Below are 14,466 nucleotides of genomic sequence, written 5' to 3'. Positions count from 1 at the left end.
CTATCCTTTCAGGGATCCCTTGGTGGAAGGCACCGCGTCCGGCTGGCGCGGATCGGGTTCCAGCGCCGCGCGCAACACCCGCGCCACCGCCTTGAAGCAGGTTTCGGCGATGTGATGGTTGTTGGCGCCGTAGTGGTTGGTGACATGCAGCGTGATGCCGGCATTCTGCGCCAGCGCCTGGAAGAACTCGCGCACCAGTTCGGTGTCGAACGTGCCGACCTTCGGCGACGAGAAGGAAACATTCCAGACCAGGAACGGTCGGCCCGAAACGTCGATCGCCGCCCTGGTCAGGGTCTCGTCCATGGCAAGGTCGATCGAGGCGTAGCGCATGATGCCGCGCCGCTCGCCCAGCGCCTTGCTCAGCGCCTGGCCGATCGCGATGCCGGTATCCTCGACCGTGTGGTGGTCGTCGATGTGCAGATCGCCCTTGGCCTTCACCGTCATGTCGATCAGCGAATGCCGCGACAGCTGGTCGAGCATATGGTCGAAGAAGCCGACGCCGGTCGAAACGTCGGATTTGCCGGTGCCGTCGACATGCAAGGAAACCGCAATCTCGGTTTCCTTGGTCTTGCGGCTGACGTCGGCGGAACGCGGCATCGCTCTGTCCTTGCTGCCTTGCCCAGGGGCCTGGGCTTGAAAACGAAAGCCTTCTATCAGCATGATCCGGCGATTGCCAGTTGCCAATCCGATCGTTATCGGGCTTGGCCGGGGCGGTTTGCAATCACTTGCCCTATGCATACATATGGCCGATCAAAGTCACTCGTACCGCGCCAATCGCCTTTTCAAGGGATAGCGCGCATCGGAGCCCGTAAATGTCGAATGAACTTACCATGCACGCCACGACCATCGTCACCGTGCGCAAGGGCAACAAGGTTGTGATCGCCGGCGACGGCCAGGTCAGCCTTGGCCAGACCATCATGAAGGGCAACGCCCGCAAGGTGCGCCGCATCGGCAAGGGCGGCAGCGTCATTGCCGGTTTCGCCGGCGCCACAGCCGATGCCTTCACCCTGTTGGAACGCCTCGAAGCCAAGCTCGAGCAATTTCCTGACCAGTTGACGCGTGCCTGTGTCGAGCTCGCCAAGGATTGGCGCACCGACCGCTACCTGCGCCGCCTGGAAGCCATGATGCTGGTCGCCGACAAGTCGGTGTCGCTGGCGCTGACCGGCAATGGCGACGTGCTGGAGCCGGAATATGGCGTCATGGCCATCGGTTCCGGCGGCAATTATGCGCTGGCCGCTGCCCGCGCCTTGATGGACACCGACAAGGATGCCGAGGAGATCGCCCGCAAGGCGATGCAGATCGCGTCCGACATCTGCGTCTACACCAACAATAATTTCGTCGTCGAAACGCTCGACACTGCTTGAGGGCCGTGATCAGGGAAAAGATCATGGTCGACCAGGAAACTAGCTACGATTTCCGGCCGGTTACCGAAAAAGACCTGCCGTTGATCGACGGCTGGCTCAGAGAGCCGCATGTGGCGCAATGGTGGGACGATCCGGAAAAGGGGATCGCCGAAATCCGCGAACATATGGACTCGGTTTCGGTGGAGCCGCTGATCGTCGAGCTCGACGGCAGGCCGATCGCCTATCTGCAGAGTTATGATCCGCATATGGAAGACGATCATCCTTATGCCGACCAGCCCTTCGGCACACTCGGCATCGATCTGTCGATCGGGCCGCCGGAGCTGGTCGGCGTTGGCCATGGCTCGGCCATCGTGCGGCAGTTCGTCGACGCGCTTTTCGAGGAAGGCGCGCCGCGCGTCATCATCGATCCGAATCCAAACAACGCCCGCGCCATCCGTGCCTATGAGAAGGCCGGCTTCAGGCCGATAGGGCGCAGGCAATCGCAATATGGGGACGTCGTGCTGATGGCCGTCGACGCGGCCGAGGACGATGAGGGGGAATGACCGGATGACCGAAGAAGACAAGACGCTGTCGGCCTATGAAGACAGCTGGCGCATGGGTCTGCTGTTCGTGCTGGCGCTGGTCATCGTCCAGGCGGGCGCGCTCTATCTCATGGGTCATCCGCCGATCTGCACCTGCGGCTACGTCAAGCTCTGGCATGGCATGGTCAACAGCTCGGAGAACTCCCAGCACATCGCCGACTGGTACACCTTCTCGCACGTCATCCACGGCTTTCTGTTCTATGCGCTGGCGCGGTTCCTGTTCCCGCGTTCGCCGATAGGATTGCGACTGGCCTTCGCCGTCCTGATCGAGGGCGGCTGGGAGCTCCTGGAAAACAGCCCCTTCATCATAGACCGCTACCGTTCCGGCACGATCGCGCTCAGCTATTACGGCGATTCGATCATCAACTCGGTGTCCGACACGCTGTTCATGGCGCTGGGATTTGTGATGGCCAGAAAGCTACCTATATGGGTGATCGTGGCCCTGGCGCTCATCTTCGAGCTCGGCACGGGCTACCTCATCCGGGACAATCTGACGCTCAACGTGATCATGCTGCTGCATCCGTTCGAGTCCATCAAGCAGTGGCAAAGTGGAATTTGAGTCTTATGAGCACCTTTTCTCCCCGTGAAATCGTTTCGGAACTCGACCGCTTCATCATCGGCCAGAAGGACGCCAAGCGCGCCGTGGCGATCGCCTTGCGCAATCGCTGGCGCCGCCAGCAGCTGGAAGGCCAGATGCGCGAAGAGGTGATGCCGAAGAACATCCTGATGATCGGCCCGACCGGCGTCGGCAAGACGGAAATCTCGCGCCGCCTGGCGCGGCTCGCCGGCGCGCCCTTCGTCAAGGTCGAGGCGACCAAATTCACCGAGGTCGGCTATGTCGGCCGCGACGTCGAGCAGATCATCCGCGACCTCGTCGAGATCGCTATTGGCCTGACGCGCGAGAAAATGCGCGAGGACGTCGGCGCGCGCGCCCAGATCAATGCCGAGGAGCGGGTTTTGGAAGCGCTGGTCGGCAAGACGGCGAGCCCGGCCACGCGCGATAGTTTCCGCAAGAAGCTGCGCGATGGCGAGCTCGACGACAAGGAGATCGAGATCGAGGTGGCCGACACCGGCAATGGTGGCATGCCTGGCTTCGAAATCCCCGGCATGCCAGGCGGCAATGTCGGCGTGCTCAACATCAACGACATGCTGTCGAAGGCGATGGGCGGCCGCAAGACCAAGACCCGCAAGACGACGGTGCGCGATTCCTACGCGCTGCTCATCAGCGACGAGTCCGACAAGCTGCTCGACCAGGACGAAGTGGTGCGCAGGGCGCTGGAATCGGCCGAAAATGACGGCATCGTCTTCCTTGACGAGATCGACAAGATCGCCGCCAGGAGCGACATTTCGGGCGGTCCTTCACGTGAAGGCGTGCAGCGCGACTTGCTGCCCCTGGTCGAAGGCACGACGGTCGCGACCAAATATGGGGCGGTGAAGACCGACCATATCCTGTTCATCGCGTCCGGCGCGTTCCACGTGTCGAAGCCGTCCGACCTTTTGCCGGAATTGCAGGGCCGCCTGCCGATCCGCGTCGAATTGCGGGCGCTGGAAAAGTCGGATTTCGTGCGCATCCTGACCGAGACCGAGGCGAGCCTGATCAAGCAGTACATCGCGCTGATGAAGACCGAGGGCGTCGAGCTGACCTTCACCGATGACGCCATCGATTCGCTCGCCGGCATCGCCGTCGATCTCAACGCCAGCGTCGAGAATATCGGCGCCAGGCGCCTGCAGACGGTGATGGAGCGCGTGCTGGACGAGATTTCCTACGATGCGCCCGATCGCAACGGCACCGCCGTCACCATCGACGCCGCCTATGTGGAAAAGCATGTCGGCGACCTGTCGCGCAACACCGACCTGTCGCGATTCATCCTCTGATCGCAGGTACGGACGCGTTCCGGGCCAGCACGAGTTTGCCCGGAGCGCGGCTCGCCGTTTCCGTGAAACGGTGAAGCGCTCTGGTGGCCAAGCGGTCGATTTGGGCACCGATCTTGTTCGCCGACTGTGAAACATCGCTCAGTCTTGGCGCATAATCCCTGTATGTTTTGCCGATCAGGTCTTTGCTCACGACCAGGCAGGCATTTGAATGGGCAACACGAACCACGCGAACCAGGCAGTCTTCGACAAGATCGCCAACCATCTGTTGACCCAAATGGAGCCGGCCTATGATTTCGCCCCCGATGGCGAAATCGTCGATGTCTATTGGGCGGGTGACGGCAAGAAGAGCGCCGTCGGCGCGCTGATCCCGGCCGACAAATACGTTCGGGGCATGGAAAGAGACTCGGTCGAGGGCGTTCTGCGCAAGCTCGGCCTGTTCCCCGGTGTCGATATTGAGCTTCTGCGCGAGCTTGAACGGATCCATGACAGGATCCTGCCCGACGAGTGGCAGACGGCGCTCCGTCAGATCGCCCAGGATTACGGCCTCCGCACGGCGTTTTGACTCGAAAACTAACCGTTGCATGTTCCGGCGCCGATTTGGGCAACACAGTCCGGCAACAGAAGCCTGCGTGTGTGGCCAGTCGGTATCATCCGTTAAGCTTTCGTCCTGCCGGGCGACCGGGTGCTCTCGACTCAACCAGGAGCTTTACCTAGTTTGCGCGGCGATATCTCCAGAGCATGATCCCGAAAAGTGGGAACCGGTTTTCGGAAAAGATCATGCTGCAACAAAGAATTAGATCAGGATGACGATTCAACGGAATCGTCATCCTGATCTGGGCGGCGGCGCATGAAGAAACTGATTTTCCTTATTCTCGGCATGGCCTTGGCGGCGGCGGTGGCCACGGCCGATGCCGCAACCATGGTGCCGTCCGGCAACCGCAACAGCGTGCAGCCCGACATTCCGGGCGCTTCCAGCCGGCGCACCCAGGCCACAAACACCACCTTCCAGGCCAAATACCGCAAGGTCTACGCGCTGTTGCAGAACGATGCGGAGCTGCGCGGCAAGATCAGGAAGGCCGCCGCCGCCTATGGCATCGATCCGATGCATATCGTCGGCGCCATCGTCGGCGAGCACACCTATAATGTCGACGCCTATGACCGCCTGCAGACCTACTACGTCAAGGCGATCTCCTATCTGTCGAGCAAGCTCTCCTTCGCCTATCATGGCGAGGACGTCTCGGATTTCATCCAGCGGCCGGAATTCAAGAAATGCGCCGGCATGAATGACAGCTACGATCTGTGGGAGTGCCGCGAGCAGGTGTGGAACCGTTCCTTCCGCGGCAAGACCGTCGGCGGCGAGGATTTCCCCGACGACCGCTTCGGCGCCACCTTCTTCCAGCCCTACTATGCCGGCCAGACTTTTGGCCTTGGCCAGTTGAACCCACTGACCGCCCTGCAGATGAGCGATCTCGTCCACAAGGTCTCCGGCCTGCCTGAGCTCGACGTCGGCGACCCCAACACGGTCTACAAGACCATCATGGATCCGGACCTGACGCTGCCTTATGTCGCCGCGACGATCAAGAAATCGATCGACGCGTATAAAAGCATTGCCGGCTTCGACATCTCGAACAATCCCGGGCTTACCGCCACGCTCTACAATGTCGGCAATCCGGAACAGCGCGCCTATGCGCTGAAAGCCGAGAACGACAAGCGCCGCGCCGCCGGCGAACCGGAGAAGCTGCCTGAGGAGAACTATTACGGCTGGCTGGTCAACGACAAGCTCGATGAGCTGAAAGCGCTTTTCTAGAGCGTTTCACCGTTTCACGGAAACGGCGAAACGCTCTATCTCTTTGTTTTTACGCAATTCCGGACGGAAAACCGCCCACACTTTTCCTGGAATTGCTCTAATCCTTGCCGCTTTCAGCTTTCGCAAGTTCGGCAAGGCGCGCGTCATTGATCTCTGTGTCGCTTTTGTCGAAAACGATGATGCCGACGGCACCGTTGTTTCGTAACGTCTGAAGGCGCGCAATGACCTCTGCCGCCGTGGCAAAATCTTCCCTGATCTGAGCGACTGAAATACCGTAGAGGACCGAATATGGCATGACTGCCCGCCTTCAGAATGTGCTCGATCTTAGCACAGACTAATACATGTCGCACGAGAGTATCTAGCGCTCCGGGGCAACGGTAGGCAGCCAAACAAGCAGTTAAGCGCGCTGACCAAATCCGTCTCTGCGCGCCCTCACTCTATGCCGCAAGCAGCGACTTCAATTTGACCGCCTGCGATCCAAGCGCTTCCGGCGCCGGGCTTGCCCGTTTGGCGATCAGCATTTCCGCCAGGCGGACGTCGCGCGCCACCGCATTGCCCGGGCCGATGCCGCTCGCCGCCACCAAACGGCCGTCTGCAGCCAGATGGAACAGAATGAAAGCGCCGTCGTCGAGATCGCGACGGACGGTCGAGCTTCCTTCATCCGAAAGCCCGGCGATCTGCAGCGTCAGTCCATATTGATCCGACCAGAACCACGGCACCGCGGCATGCGCCTCATCGGCGCCCAGCATGTTGCGGGCAGCGAGCGCGCCTTGCTCCTGCGCGTTGCGCCAGGCTTCGAGCCGCACGCGCCGTCCGCCATAGATCGCCAGCGGGAACGAGCAGCAGTCGCCGGCCGCGAAGATGTCCGGATCTTGGGTTTGCAGTCGGTCGTCGACGGCGATGCCATTGTCGATCGCCAGCCCGGCTTCGGCGGCAAGCGCGGTCACCGGCACGGCGCCGATGCCGATCACCGCAAGGTCGGCAGGTACTTCCTGTCCGTCGGCAAGCGTGATGCGAACGAGCATGCCGTCATCGGCAATCGCCGCGATCCCTTGCCCGGTGAGCATTGTCACGCCTTTGGCTTCATGCGCCTTGTGGATGATTTCGGCGATCTGCGCCGGCACGCCGCGCATGAGGATGCGTGACTGCGCCTCGATGACGGTGACCGTCGCACCGAGCTTGCGCGCAGCGGCGGCAAGCTCCAGGCCGATGAAGCCGCCGCCGATGACCGCGACGCGCTTGCCAGCACTGAGATGCGTGCGGATGGCCAGCGCGTCGTTGAAGGTCCTGAGATAGACGCAACGTGCACCGAGACCCGGCAACGGCAGTTTGCGCGGCACCGAACCGGTGGCGAGCAACAGCTTTTCATAGGCAAGCGTTGAGCCGTCCGACAGGTGCACGAGATGCGTCAAGCGGTCGATCGCGGTGGCGCGCACGGAATGGATATGCCGGATGGCGCGCTCCGCGAGCAACGCGTCGCTGGCGATCGCCTTGATGACGGGCGTCTCGTCCGCCATGGCTTCCTTCGACAAAGGCGGGCGCTCATAGGGCAGATGCGGCTCGTCGCCGACCAGCGTCACAGGACCTTCGAAGCCGTGATCGCGCAGGCCAAGTGCTGCCCGCCCGCCACACTCGCCGGCGCCGATGATGACCATCCCCGCCACGGCCATCACCCGATCTGAACGAGGATTCTGCCGGCGTCGACCTTGACCGGATAGGTCTTGAGATTGACGCAGACCGGCGCGCCGCGAGCGGCGCCCGTCTTGTAGTTGAAGCGGCCGTTGTGCTTCGGGCATTCGATGATGTCGTCCATCACCAGCCCGTCGGCCAGATGCACCTTTTCATGCGTGCACAGGCCGTCGGTCGCGAAATATTCATCGTCCGGACTGCGATAGATGGCGAAGGTGCGGCCGGCATGGTCGAACCGCATCACGTCTTCTTCGTCGATGTCTCCGGCAGCGCAGGCCTCGACCCAGTCGCTCATCTCGTCCTCCCCAATGCCCTGAATGGTGTCACTCGGCCGCGGCCGCCATCGGCATGTCGCCATGCAAGTCTTCGCGGTAAGGCTGCGCCGTCGACGGCAGCGCGCGCTTGATGAAATAATCCTCGTTGCGCAACTGGCGCAGGAAAGCTGGGATCATCTCGCGATAGCCGGCCAGGATCGACGGCGTCGGCGCCGGCAGATCGTGTTTGATCAGCGCATGCAGCCTCGGCAGCGCGTGATAGGGCACCATCGGGAACATGTGATGCTCCACATGGTAGTTCATGTTCCAGTAGATGAAACGGCTGATTGGGTTCATGTAGACGGTGCGGCTGTTCAGCCGGTGGTCGGTGACGTTTTCGGCAAGCCCGCCATGCTGCAGAAGGCCGACCATGACATGGTGCCAGGCGCCGTAGAGTCGCGGCAGGCCGACCAGCATCAGCGGCAGGAACGAGCCGGAATAGAAAGCCAGCGCAATCGTTGCGGCATAGATCGCCGTCCAGATGCGGGCGATGCGGATCGCCTTTGGCTGCTCCTGCTGCGGGATGAAGGTCTTTTCCGCCTCGCTGACGATGCCGGCGGCGTTGCGCAGCATGTCGCCCATCGCATGCCAGGCGTCGAGGATGCCGAAGAAGTTCAGCACCACGCGCAAAAGGTCCGGCGGCCGCATGACCGCGATTTCCGGATCGCGGCCGACGATGATGGTGTCGGTGTGGTGACGCGTGTGGCTCCAGCGCCAGGTCACCGGATTGCGCATGATCATGAAGCAGGCGATCTGGTAGACGGCGTCGTTCATCCACTGTGTGCGGAATGCTGTGCCGTGGCCGCATTCGTGCCAGCGCGAGTCGGTCGCCGAGCCGTAAAGCACGCCATAGACGAAGAAGAACGGCACGCACCACCATGTGCCCCAGAGCAGTGCGCCGGCCGCTCCGCTGAGAACCATGGCGCCGAGCCAGGTGGCGGTGTCGCGGATTGCCGGCTGGTCGGAGCGTTGCATCAGCTCCTTCATCTGCTTGCGCGGGATGTCGGTGTGGTACCACTCGGCCGCCGCCAGCCCGTTCTCGACCGCGCGTTTTGCGTCGCGCCCGATCAGGCTGTAGTCGCGCTGCCTCGCCTCAGAAGACGTGGTCGCCGTCATTGGGGTTCCTCCATCAGCCGCTGGCGAAGGCGCATCGCTCGTTCAGGGCTGGCTTCCCCTTCACCATAGCGCCGGTCCATGATAGTCTCAACATCACAAAGATAGTTTCTATCATTTCCTGTCAAAACGAGCTATCCTGAGTCGAACAGGAATGGAGAGACCATGGCGAAGCGGCCGACCATTACCGATCTCGCGCGCGTCTCAGGCCTAAGTGTCGCGACGGTCGACAGGGTGCTCAACAACCGTCTTCCCGTACGCGAGGATACGGCGCGCCGTGTCTATGAGGCGGCCACCGAGATCGGCTATCACGCCGCCGGGCTGATCAAGCAGCGCATGCGCCAGGAATTGCCGGAATACCGCCTCGGTTTCCTGCTGCTCAGGGGCAATGATGTCTTCTATGGCGATTTCGCCCGGGAACTCGACCTGGCAGTCTCGCGATCGCAACGCTTCCGCGGCACAGCTGCGATCGACTTCGCAGCCTCGCTGGCGCCCGACGAGATCGCCGCGCAGATGCGCAAGCTGGCGGCCAAATCCAGGGCCATCGCCGTTGTCGGCCCGGATCACCCGACGCTGACGGCGGCCGTCGAGGCGTTGAAGGCGAAGGACCAGCCGGTCTTCTCGCTGCTGTCGGATTTTGCCGCCGGCATCCGCGAGGGCTATGTCGGGCTCGACAATCGCAAGGTCGGCCGCAGTGCGGCCTGGATGATCGCCAAGGCGGCGAAAAAACCAGGCAAGGTCGCGCTCTTTGTCGGCAGCCATCGCTTCCACGGCCATGAATTGCGCGAGATCGGTTTTCGATCCTTCTTCCGCGAGCATGCGCCGGACTTCACCGTGATGGAGACGCTGGTCAATCTCGAGGCCAACGACGTGACCCACGATGCCATGCTCGATCTTCTGGCGCGACATCCCGATCTCGCCGGCTGCTATGTTGCCGGTGGCGGCATGGAAGGCGCGGTCTCCGCGCTGAGGGCGGCGAGCCCGGCAGAGATGCCGGTCGTCATCTGCAACGAGATCAACGCCGTGTCGCGCGCCGCACTCGCCGATAACATCCTCACCATGGTGATCTCGACCCCGCTGGCGGCTCTCTGCCGGGAACTCGTGGCGCTGATGGCGCACGCCATCGAGAGCGGTGCGGCCAACGCGCCCGGCCAGACTTTCCTGCCCTTCGACATCTTTCTTCCGGAAAACATCTAACGCCCGAGACGACGAAATGATGTGATCCATCAGATGATGGATATCTGTCATGCTTGGGCTGTCGGAAAATCTCGCCAGACGGCGCGCGTTCGCCTGACCAGTGTCCGAAGCTGCGTTGGTCGGCGATGAAATTCCGGCATCTGCATTCCGAATCGCCCTTGACGTCTCCAAGCGAAATGGAATAAATATTTCACGAGCTAGGCATTTTGGTTCTTTCGTTCCGGAACGTCTGTTTCAAACAGGGGCTTGCCGTTCCATCGCGCCTTCGGAGCGAAATGGCCGCAGGGAGAGATTCTCCGGGCAAACCGGGGATTCCGGTTCAATGGGTGCAGCCGGACACCACGTGGAGGAGACATAAAATGAAGAAACTGCTTTTGGGCGTAGCGCTTTCGGCGCTGATGTGCTCATCGGCCTTCGCCGCCAAGATCGGCGTCTCGATGGCCAAGTTCGACGACAACTTCCTGACCGTGCTGCGCAACGGCATGATCGAGCAGGCCAAGGGCATGAGCGGCGTGGAGCTGCAGGTCGAGGACGCGCAGAACGACGTCGCCAAGCAGCTTGACCAGATCAAGAATTTCGCCGCTTCGGGCGTCGACGCCATCATCGTCAATCCCGTCGACACCTCGGCCACGCAGGCGATGTCTGACGCCGCCGCGGCCGCCAAGATCCCGCTGGTCTACGTCAACCGCGAGCCGGTCAATGTGAACACGCTGCCCGACAACCAGGCGTTCGTCGCTTCGAACGAAGCCGATTCCGGCACGCTCGAGACCAAGGAAGTCTGTCGCCTGTTCAAGGAAGCCGGCAAGAAGGAAGCCAACGTCTATGTCATCATGGGCGAGCTTTCCAACCAGGCCGCGGTGCAGCGCACCAAGGACATCGACGAAGTCATCGCCACGCCGGACTGCAGCTTCATCAAGATCATCGACAAGCAGACCTCGAACTGGAACCGTGACGAGGCGCAGAACCTGATGACCAACTGGCTGTCGACCGGCAAGAAGTTCGACGGCGTCATCGCCAACAACGATGAAAGTGCCATCGGCGCCATCCAGGCGATGAAGGCCGCCAACATCGACATGAAGTCGGTCGTCGTCGGCGGCGTCGACGCCACCCAGGACGCTCTGGCGGCCATGCAGGCGGGTGACCTCGACGCAACGGTCTTCCAGGACGCGGCCGGCCAGGGCGCGGGTGCGCTGGATGCAGCATTGAAGCTCTCCAAGGGCGAGAAGGTCGAGCACAAGGTCTATGTGCCCTTCCAGCTCGTCACGCCGGCCAACATCGACAAGTTCCTGAAGAAGAACTGAGGCCTGCGCTTCGCCGTTTGCGTGAAACGGCGAACCGCTCTGACGGGGCGGCGCATCGACTAATGCATGTCGCGCAAAAGTGACCTCGGTTTTGCGACAACGACATGCATCAAGCAAAGACCTAAAGCGCGTCGCTTGAACCCGTTTCAACGCGACTCGCTTTAGGAACAATAGCGCCGCTCCCTATCCTCGCCGCCCGAACGGGCGGGAGGGCAGGTGCGGCCTGACGGAGGAAAAGACGTGGCACAGACATCTCATGGCGTCGGCGGTCTTACCTACGATGCGAAGAAGCGTGCATGGCCGGCCGAGGTCAATGTGTTGCTGGCGCTGGTCATTCTCGTCGTCATCTTCGAACTGATCGGCCGCATCTTTCTCGGCGACAGCTTCCTGTTCAACACGCGCAGCGACGTCAGCGGCATCTTCAACGAAGCGCGCCTGCAGATCATCATCCTGCAGGTTTCGATCGTCGGCATCATCGCCATCGGCGTGACGCAGGTCATCATTTCGGGCGGCATCGACCTGTCCTCGGGTTCGATCGTCGGCGCCACGGCGATGATCGCCATGAGCTTCGCCCAGGTGGCGACCGTCAACGGCAACCCCAACCCCAAGGCGATGTTCCTGGCGCAGGGCTGGACCGATCTGCCGGTGATCGTTCCGGTGCTGGTCGCGATCGCCTGCGGCCTGTTCGCCGGCCTGATCAACGGCGCCTTGATCGCCTACACGCGCATTCCGCCCTTCATCGCCACGCTCGGCATGATGGTGACGGCGCGCGGCATTGCCAAATGGTGGTCCAAGGGCCAGCCGATCTCTTTTCCGACCGACAGCTTCGCGGCGATCGGCAAGGGCCTGATGCCGGTCATCATCTTCATCTCGCTGGCCATCCTGTTCCAGCTCATCTTGTCCTACACGCGATACGGCAAGCACTGCTACGCCATCGGCTCCAACGAGGATGCCGCGCGCATGTCCGGCATTAAGATCGCCAACCACAAGATCCTCGTCTACGTCATTGCCGGCATCCTTGCCGCTTTAGCCGCCGTCGTGCTCTCCTCCAAGAACCTGACCGCCCAGTCCGGCATGGGCGTGATGTACGAGCTCGACGCCATCGCCATGGCGGTCATCGGCGGCGTCTCGTTGTCGGGTGGCCGCGGCTCGATCATCGGCACGGTGATCGGCTCGCTGATCTTCGGCGTCATCATTTCCGGCTTCACCTTCCTGCGCCTCGACGCCTACTATCAGGAGATGGTCAAGGGCGTGATCATCGTCGGCGCGGTCGTTCTCGACCAATGGCGTCAACGCATGCGGGCATTGAGGGCTTGACCATGTCAGACATCGTCCTGAAGACCGAAAACCTCACCAAGCGCTATGGCGGCGTGCATGCGCTGGAAGGCGCGAATTTCGAGCTGCGCAAGGGCGAGCATGTCGCCATCATGGGCGACAACGGCGCCGGCAAATCGACCTTCGTGCGCCAGATCACCGCCGTCGAGCAACGCACCAGCGGCCAGGTCTGGTTCGACGGCAAGGAGGTCAACTTCGCCGGTCCGATCGAGGCGCGCGAGGCGGGCATCGAGACCGTGTTCCAGAACCTCGCCCTGGCCGACGATCTCGACGTGCCGTCAAACCTCTTTCTCGGTCGCGAAAAGGTGCTGTTCAATCTCGGACCGTTCTCGATCCTCGACCGCAAATATATGCGCAAGGCGACCGAGGCGGCACTGGTGCGCACGGCGGTGAAGATTCCCAACCTGTCGAGCACCATCCGCCACATGTCCGGCGGCCAGCGCCAATGCGTGGCGATCGCCAGGACGGCGACCTTCGCTTCCAAGCTGATCATCATGGACGAGCCGACGGCCGCACTTGGCGTGCAGGAGACGGCGCAGGTCGAAAACATCATCCGCACGCTGAAGGCGAATGGCGAGCCGCTGATCCTGATCAGCCACAACATGCGCCAGGTGTTCGACCTTTGCGACCGCATCGTCGTCTTCCGGCGCGGCCGCATCGTTGCCAATCTGCGCAAGCAGGATACCGACGGCAACGACATCGTCTCCTACATCACCGGCGCCAAGACCGGGGAGGCGGAGCTGGCGGCCTAGGCCGGGTGGCACACGGTTGCGGGACGATCCGCCGCGCTCGGAAAAAACCTTGCCCTTTCCCGCGTGGAAAGGTGCAGACACAATTCTCTCGAACCATCCCTTAGAGGAAATTTCCATGACTGTTCGCTTCGCCCTCCTCGGTGCCGGCCGCATCGGCAAGGTCCACGCCCGCGCCGTCGGCTCAAACCCCGATGCAAAACTGGTGGCCGTGGCCGACGCCTTCGAGAAAGCCGCGACCGACCTGGCATCGGCCTACGGCGCCGAGGTGCGCAGCATAGACGCCATCGAGAAGTCCAAGGATATCGACGCCGTCATCATCTGCACGCCGACCGACACCCATGCCGACCTCATCGAGCGCTTCGCCAAGGCCGGCAAGGCGATCTTCTGCGAAAAGCCGATCGATCTCTCCGTCAAGCGCGTCGAGAAATGCCTGGCCGTTGTCGAGAAGACCAAGGCCACGCTGATGGTCGGCTTCAATCGCCGCTTCGATCCGCATTTCGCCGCCGTCCGCAAGGCGATCGACGACGGCGCAATCGGCACCGTCGAAATGGTCACCATCACATCGCGCGATCCCGGCGCCCCGCCGCTCGATTACATCGCCCGCTCGGGCGGCATTTTCCGCGATATGACCATCCATGATTTCGACATGGCGCGTTTCCTGCTCGGCGAGGAGCCGGTTGCGGTGAGCGCTCATGCTTCGGTGCTTGTCGACAAGAAGATCGGCGAAGCCGGCGATTTCGACTCGGTCAGCGTCATCCTCGAGACCGCTTCCGGCAAGCAGGCCGTCATCTCCAACTCGCGTCGCGCCACCTATGGCTACGACCAGCGCATCGAGGTGCATGGCTCCAAGGGCATGGTCGCGGCCGAGAACCAGCGGCCGGTGTCGATCGAAGTGGCCAATGCGAAGGGCTACACCCGCCCGCCGCTGCACGACTTCTTCATGACCCGCTATCTCGACGCCTACGCCAATGAGATTGCCGCCTTCATCGCCGCCACGACAAAGGGCAAGAAGGCGGCGCCAAGCGGCGCTGACGGTCTCGTCGCGCTGAAGCTCGCCGATGCGGCGCTGAAATCGGCGACGACAGGCAAGACCGTCCGTCTCGACAAGTAAAAACTAGACCCAAGGCACAGGAGCAGA

General features: G+C 62.0%; 16 protein-coding genes. 11 read left to right on the top strand and 5 right to left on the bottom strand.

All coding sequences use genetic code 11. The features are described 5' to 3' along the window. Entirely contained in the window at window positions 1-597 is a 597-nt protein-coding gene (gene hisB, locus AB6802_RS03380; RefSeq protein WP_371008587.1) for an imidazoleglycerol-phosphate dehydratase HisB, read from the bottom strand. A gap of 215 nt (window positions 598-812) precedes the next feature. On the opposite strand from hisB, the gene hslV reads away from it, so the two are divergent. From hslV to AB6802_RS03350, 6 genes are all read left to right on the top strand, one after another. Beyond that, the gene (gene hslV / locus AB6802_RS03375; RefSeq protein WP_371008586.1) at window positions 813-1,364 is read left to right on the top strand and encodes an ATP-dependent protease subunit HslV; all 552 of its coding nucleotides are present in this window, start codon (window positions 813-815) and stop codon (window positions 1,362-1,364) included. Between the two features lie 23 nt (window positions 1,365-1,387). Continuing rightward, the gene (locus tag AB6802_RS03370; protein WP_371008585.1) at window positions 1,388-1,906 is read left to right on the top strand and encodes a GNAT family N-acetyltransferase; all 519 of its coding nucleotides are present in this window, start codon (window positions 1,388-1,390) and stop codon (window positions 1,904-1,906) included. Between the two features lie 4 nt (window positions 1,907-1,910). Then, entirely contained in the window at window positions 1,911-2,504 is a 594-nt protein-coding gene (locus AB6802_RS03365) for a DUF2585 domain-containing protein (protein ID WP_371008584.1), read from the top strand. Between the two features lie 5 nt (window positions 2,505-2,509). Beyond that, window positions 2,510-3,820, top strand: a complete 1,311-nt coding sequence (gene hslU / locus AB6802_RS03360) for an ATP-dependent protease ATPase subunit HslU (RefSeq protein ID WP_371008583.1) — start codon at window positions 2,510-2,512, stop codon at window positions 3,818-3,820. Between the two features lie 208 nt (window positions 3,821-4,028). After that, window positions 4,029-4,382, top strand: coding sequence for a hypothetical protein (locus AB6802_RS03355; protein WP_371008582.1), 354 nt, complete (start codon window positions 4,029-4,031; stop codon window positions 4,380-4,382). A gap of 285 nt (window positions 4,383-4,667) precedes the next feature. Then, on the top strand, window positions 4,668-5,627 hold the full coding sequence (locus AB6802_RS03350; protein WP_371008581.1) for a DUF1402 family protein: 960 nt from the start codon (window positions 4,668-4,670) through the stop codon (window positions 5,625-5,627). A 97-nt stretch (window positions 5,628-5,724) separates the two neighbouring features. Here the strand turns inward: AB6802_RS03350 and AB6802_RS03345 are convergent, their stop codons facing one another. The 4 genes from AB6802_RS03345 to AB6802_RS03330 all read right to left on the bottom strand — a co-directional run bounded on the left by AB6802_RS03345 (window position 5,725) and on the right by AB6802_RS03330 (window position 8,746). After that, window positions 5,725-5,922, bottom strand: a complete 198-nt coding sequence (locus tag AB6802_RS03345) for a hypothetical protein (protein ID WP_371008580.1) — start codon at window positions 5,920-5,922, stop codon at window positions 5,725-5,727. Between the two features lie 142 nt (window positions 5,923-6,064). Then, window positions 6,065-7,297 carry an NAD(P)/FAD-dependent oxidoreductase gene (locus AB6802_RS03340; protein ID WP_371008579.1) on the bottom strand — a complete coding sequence of 411 codons (1,233 nt, stop codon included), beginning with the start codon at window positions 7,295-7,297 and terminating at the stop codon, window positions 6,065-6,067. Continuing rightward, window positions 7,297-7,611, bottom strand: a complete 315-nt coding sequence (locus tag AB6802_RS03335) for a MocE family 2Fe-2S type ferredoxin (protein WP_371008578.1) — start codon at window positions 7,609-7,611, stop codon at window positions 7,297-7,299. Before AB6802_RS03335 ends, AB6802_RS03340 begins: the two co-directional genes overlap by 1 nt. A 28-nt stretch (window positions 7,612-7,639) precedes the next feature. Further along, window positions 7,640-8,746 carry a fatty acid desaturase family protein gene (locus AB6802_RS03330; protein ID WP_371008577.1) on the bottom strand — a complete coding sequence of 369 codons (1,107 nt, stop codon included), beginning with the start codon at window positions 8,744-8,746 and terminating at the stop codon, window positions 7,640-7,642. Window positions 8,747-8,908: 162 nt separating this feature from the next. Between AB6802_RS03330 and AB6802_RS03325 the strand changes: the two genes are divergently transcribed. From AB6802_RS03325 to iolG, 5 genes are all read left to right on the top strand, one after another. Continuing rightward, on the top strand, window positions 8,909-9,940 hold the full coding sequence (locus AB6802_RS03325; RefSeq protein WP_371008576.1) for a LacI family DNA-binding transcriptional regulator: 1,032 nt from the start codon (window positions 8,909-8,911) through the stop codon (window positions 9,938-9,940). A gap of 359 nt (window positions 9,941-10,299) precedes the next feature. Then, entirely contained in the window at window positions 10,300-11,241 is a 942-nt protein-coding gene (locus tag AB6802_RS03320) for a sugar ABC transporter substrate-binding protein (protein ID WP_371008575.1), read from the top strand. 240 nt (window positions 11,242-11,481) lie between these two features. Continuing rightward, entirely contained in the window at window positions 11,482-12,558 is a 1,077-nt protein-coding gene (locus AB6802_RS03315) for an ABC transporter permease (protein ID WP_371008574.1), read from the top strand. 2 nt (window positions 12,559-12,560) lie between these two features. Beyond that, window positions 12,561-13,328 carry an ATP-binding cassette domain-containing protein gene (locus AB6802_RS03310; protein WP_371008573.1) on the top strand — a complete coding sequence of 256 codons (768 nt, stop codon included), beginning with the start codon at window positions 12,561-12,563 and terminating at the stop codon, window positions 13,326-13,328. A 115-nt stretch (window positions 13,329-13,443) separates the two neighbouring features. After that, window positions 13,444-14,439 carry an inositol 2-dehydrogenase gene (iolG, locus tag AB6802_RS03305; RefSeq protein ID WP_371008572.1) on the top strand — a complete coding sequence of 332 codons (996 nt, stop codon included), beginning with the start codon at window positions 13,444-13,446 and terminating at the stop codon, window positions 14,437-14,439. Window positions 14,440-14,466 lie beyond the last annotated feature (27 nt).

The sequence above is a fragment of the Mesorhizobium sp. RCC_202 genome (assembly GCF_041355295.1).
Classification (GTDB): Bacteria; Pseudomonadota; Alphaproteobacteria; order Rhizobiales; family Rhizobiaceae; genus Mesorhizobium.
This window is presented reverse-complemented; position numbering and strand designations above follow the sequence as displayed.

Coding starts and splice junctions, on each gene's coding strand:
- AB6802_RS03335 (WP_371008578.1), bottom strand. CDS start 7,611: ATGAGCGACTGGGTCGAGGCCTGCGCTGCCGGAGACATCGACGAAGAA.
- AB6802_RS03370 (WP_371008585.1), top strand. CDS start 1,388: ATGGTCGACCAGGAAACTAGCTACGATTTCCGGCCGGTTACCGAAAAA.
- hisB (WP_371008587.1), bottom strand. CDS start 597: ATGCCGCGTTCCGCCGACGTCAGCCGCAAGACCAAGGAAACCGAGATT.
- AB6802_RS03345 (WP_371008580.1), bottom strand. CDS start 5,922: ATGCCATATTCGGTCCTCTACGGTATTTCAGTCGCTCAGATCAGGGAA.
- AB6802_RS03365 (WP_371008584.1), top strand. CDS start 1,911: ATGACCGAAGAAGACAAGACGCTGTCGGCCTATGAAGACAGCTGGCGC.
- hslV (WP_371008586.1), top strand. CDS start 813: ATGTCGAATGAACTTACCATGCACGCCACGACCATCGTCACCGTGCGC.
- AB6802_RS03355 (WP_371008582.1), top strand. CDS start 4,029: ATGGGCAACACGAACCACGCGAACCAGGCAGTCTTCGACAAGATCGCC.
- AB6802_RS03350 (WP_371008581.1), top strand. CDS start 4,668: ATGAAGAAACTGATTTTCCTTATTCTCGGCATGGCCTTGGCGGCGGCG.
- AB6802_RS03340 (WP_371008579.1), bottom strand. CDS start 7,297: ATGGCCGTGGCGGGGATGGTCATCATCGGCGCCGGCGAGTGTGGCGGG.
- hslU (WP_371008583.1), top strand. CDS start 2,510: ATGAGCACCTTTTCTCCCCGTGAAATCGTTTCGGAACTCGACCGCTTC.
- AB6802_RS03310 (WP_371008573.1), top strand. CDS start 12,561: ATGTCAGACATCGTCCTGAAGACCGAAAACCTCACCAAGCGCTATGGC.
- iolG (WP_371008572.1), top strand. CDS start 13,444: ATGACTGTTCGCTTCGCCCTCCTCGGTGCCGGCCGCATCGGCAAGGTC.
- AB6802_RS03325 (WP_371008576.1), top strand. CDS start 8,909: ATGGCGAAGCGGCCGACCATTACCGATCTCGCGCGCGTCTCAGGCCTA.
- AB6802_RS03330 (WP_371008577.1), bottom strand. CDS start 8,746: ATGACGGCGACCACGTCTTCTGAGGCGAGGCAGCGCGACTACAGCCTG.
- AB6802_RS03320 (WP_371008575.1), top strand. CDS start 10,300: ATGAAGAAACTGCTTTTGGGCGTAGCGCTTTCGGCGCTGATGTGCTCA.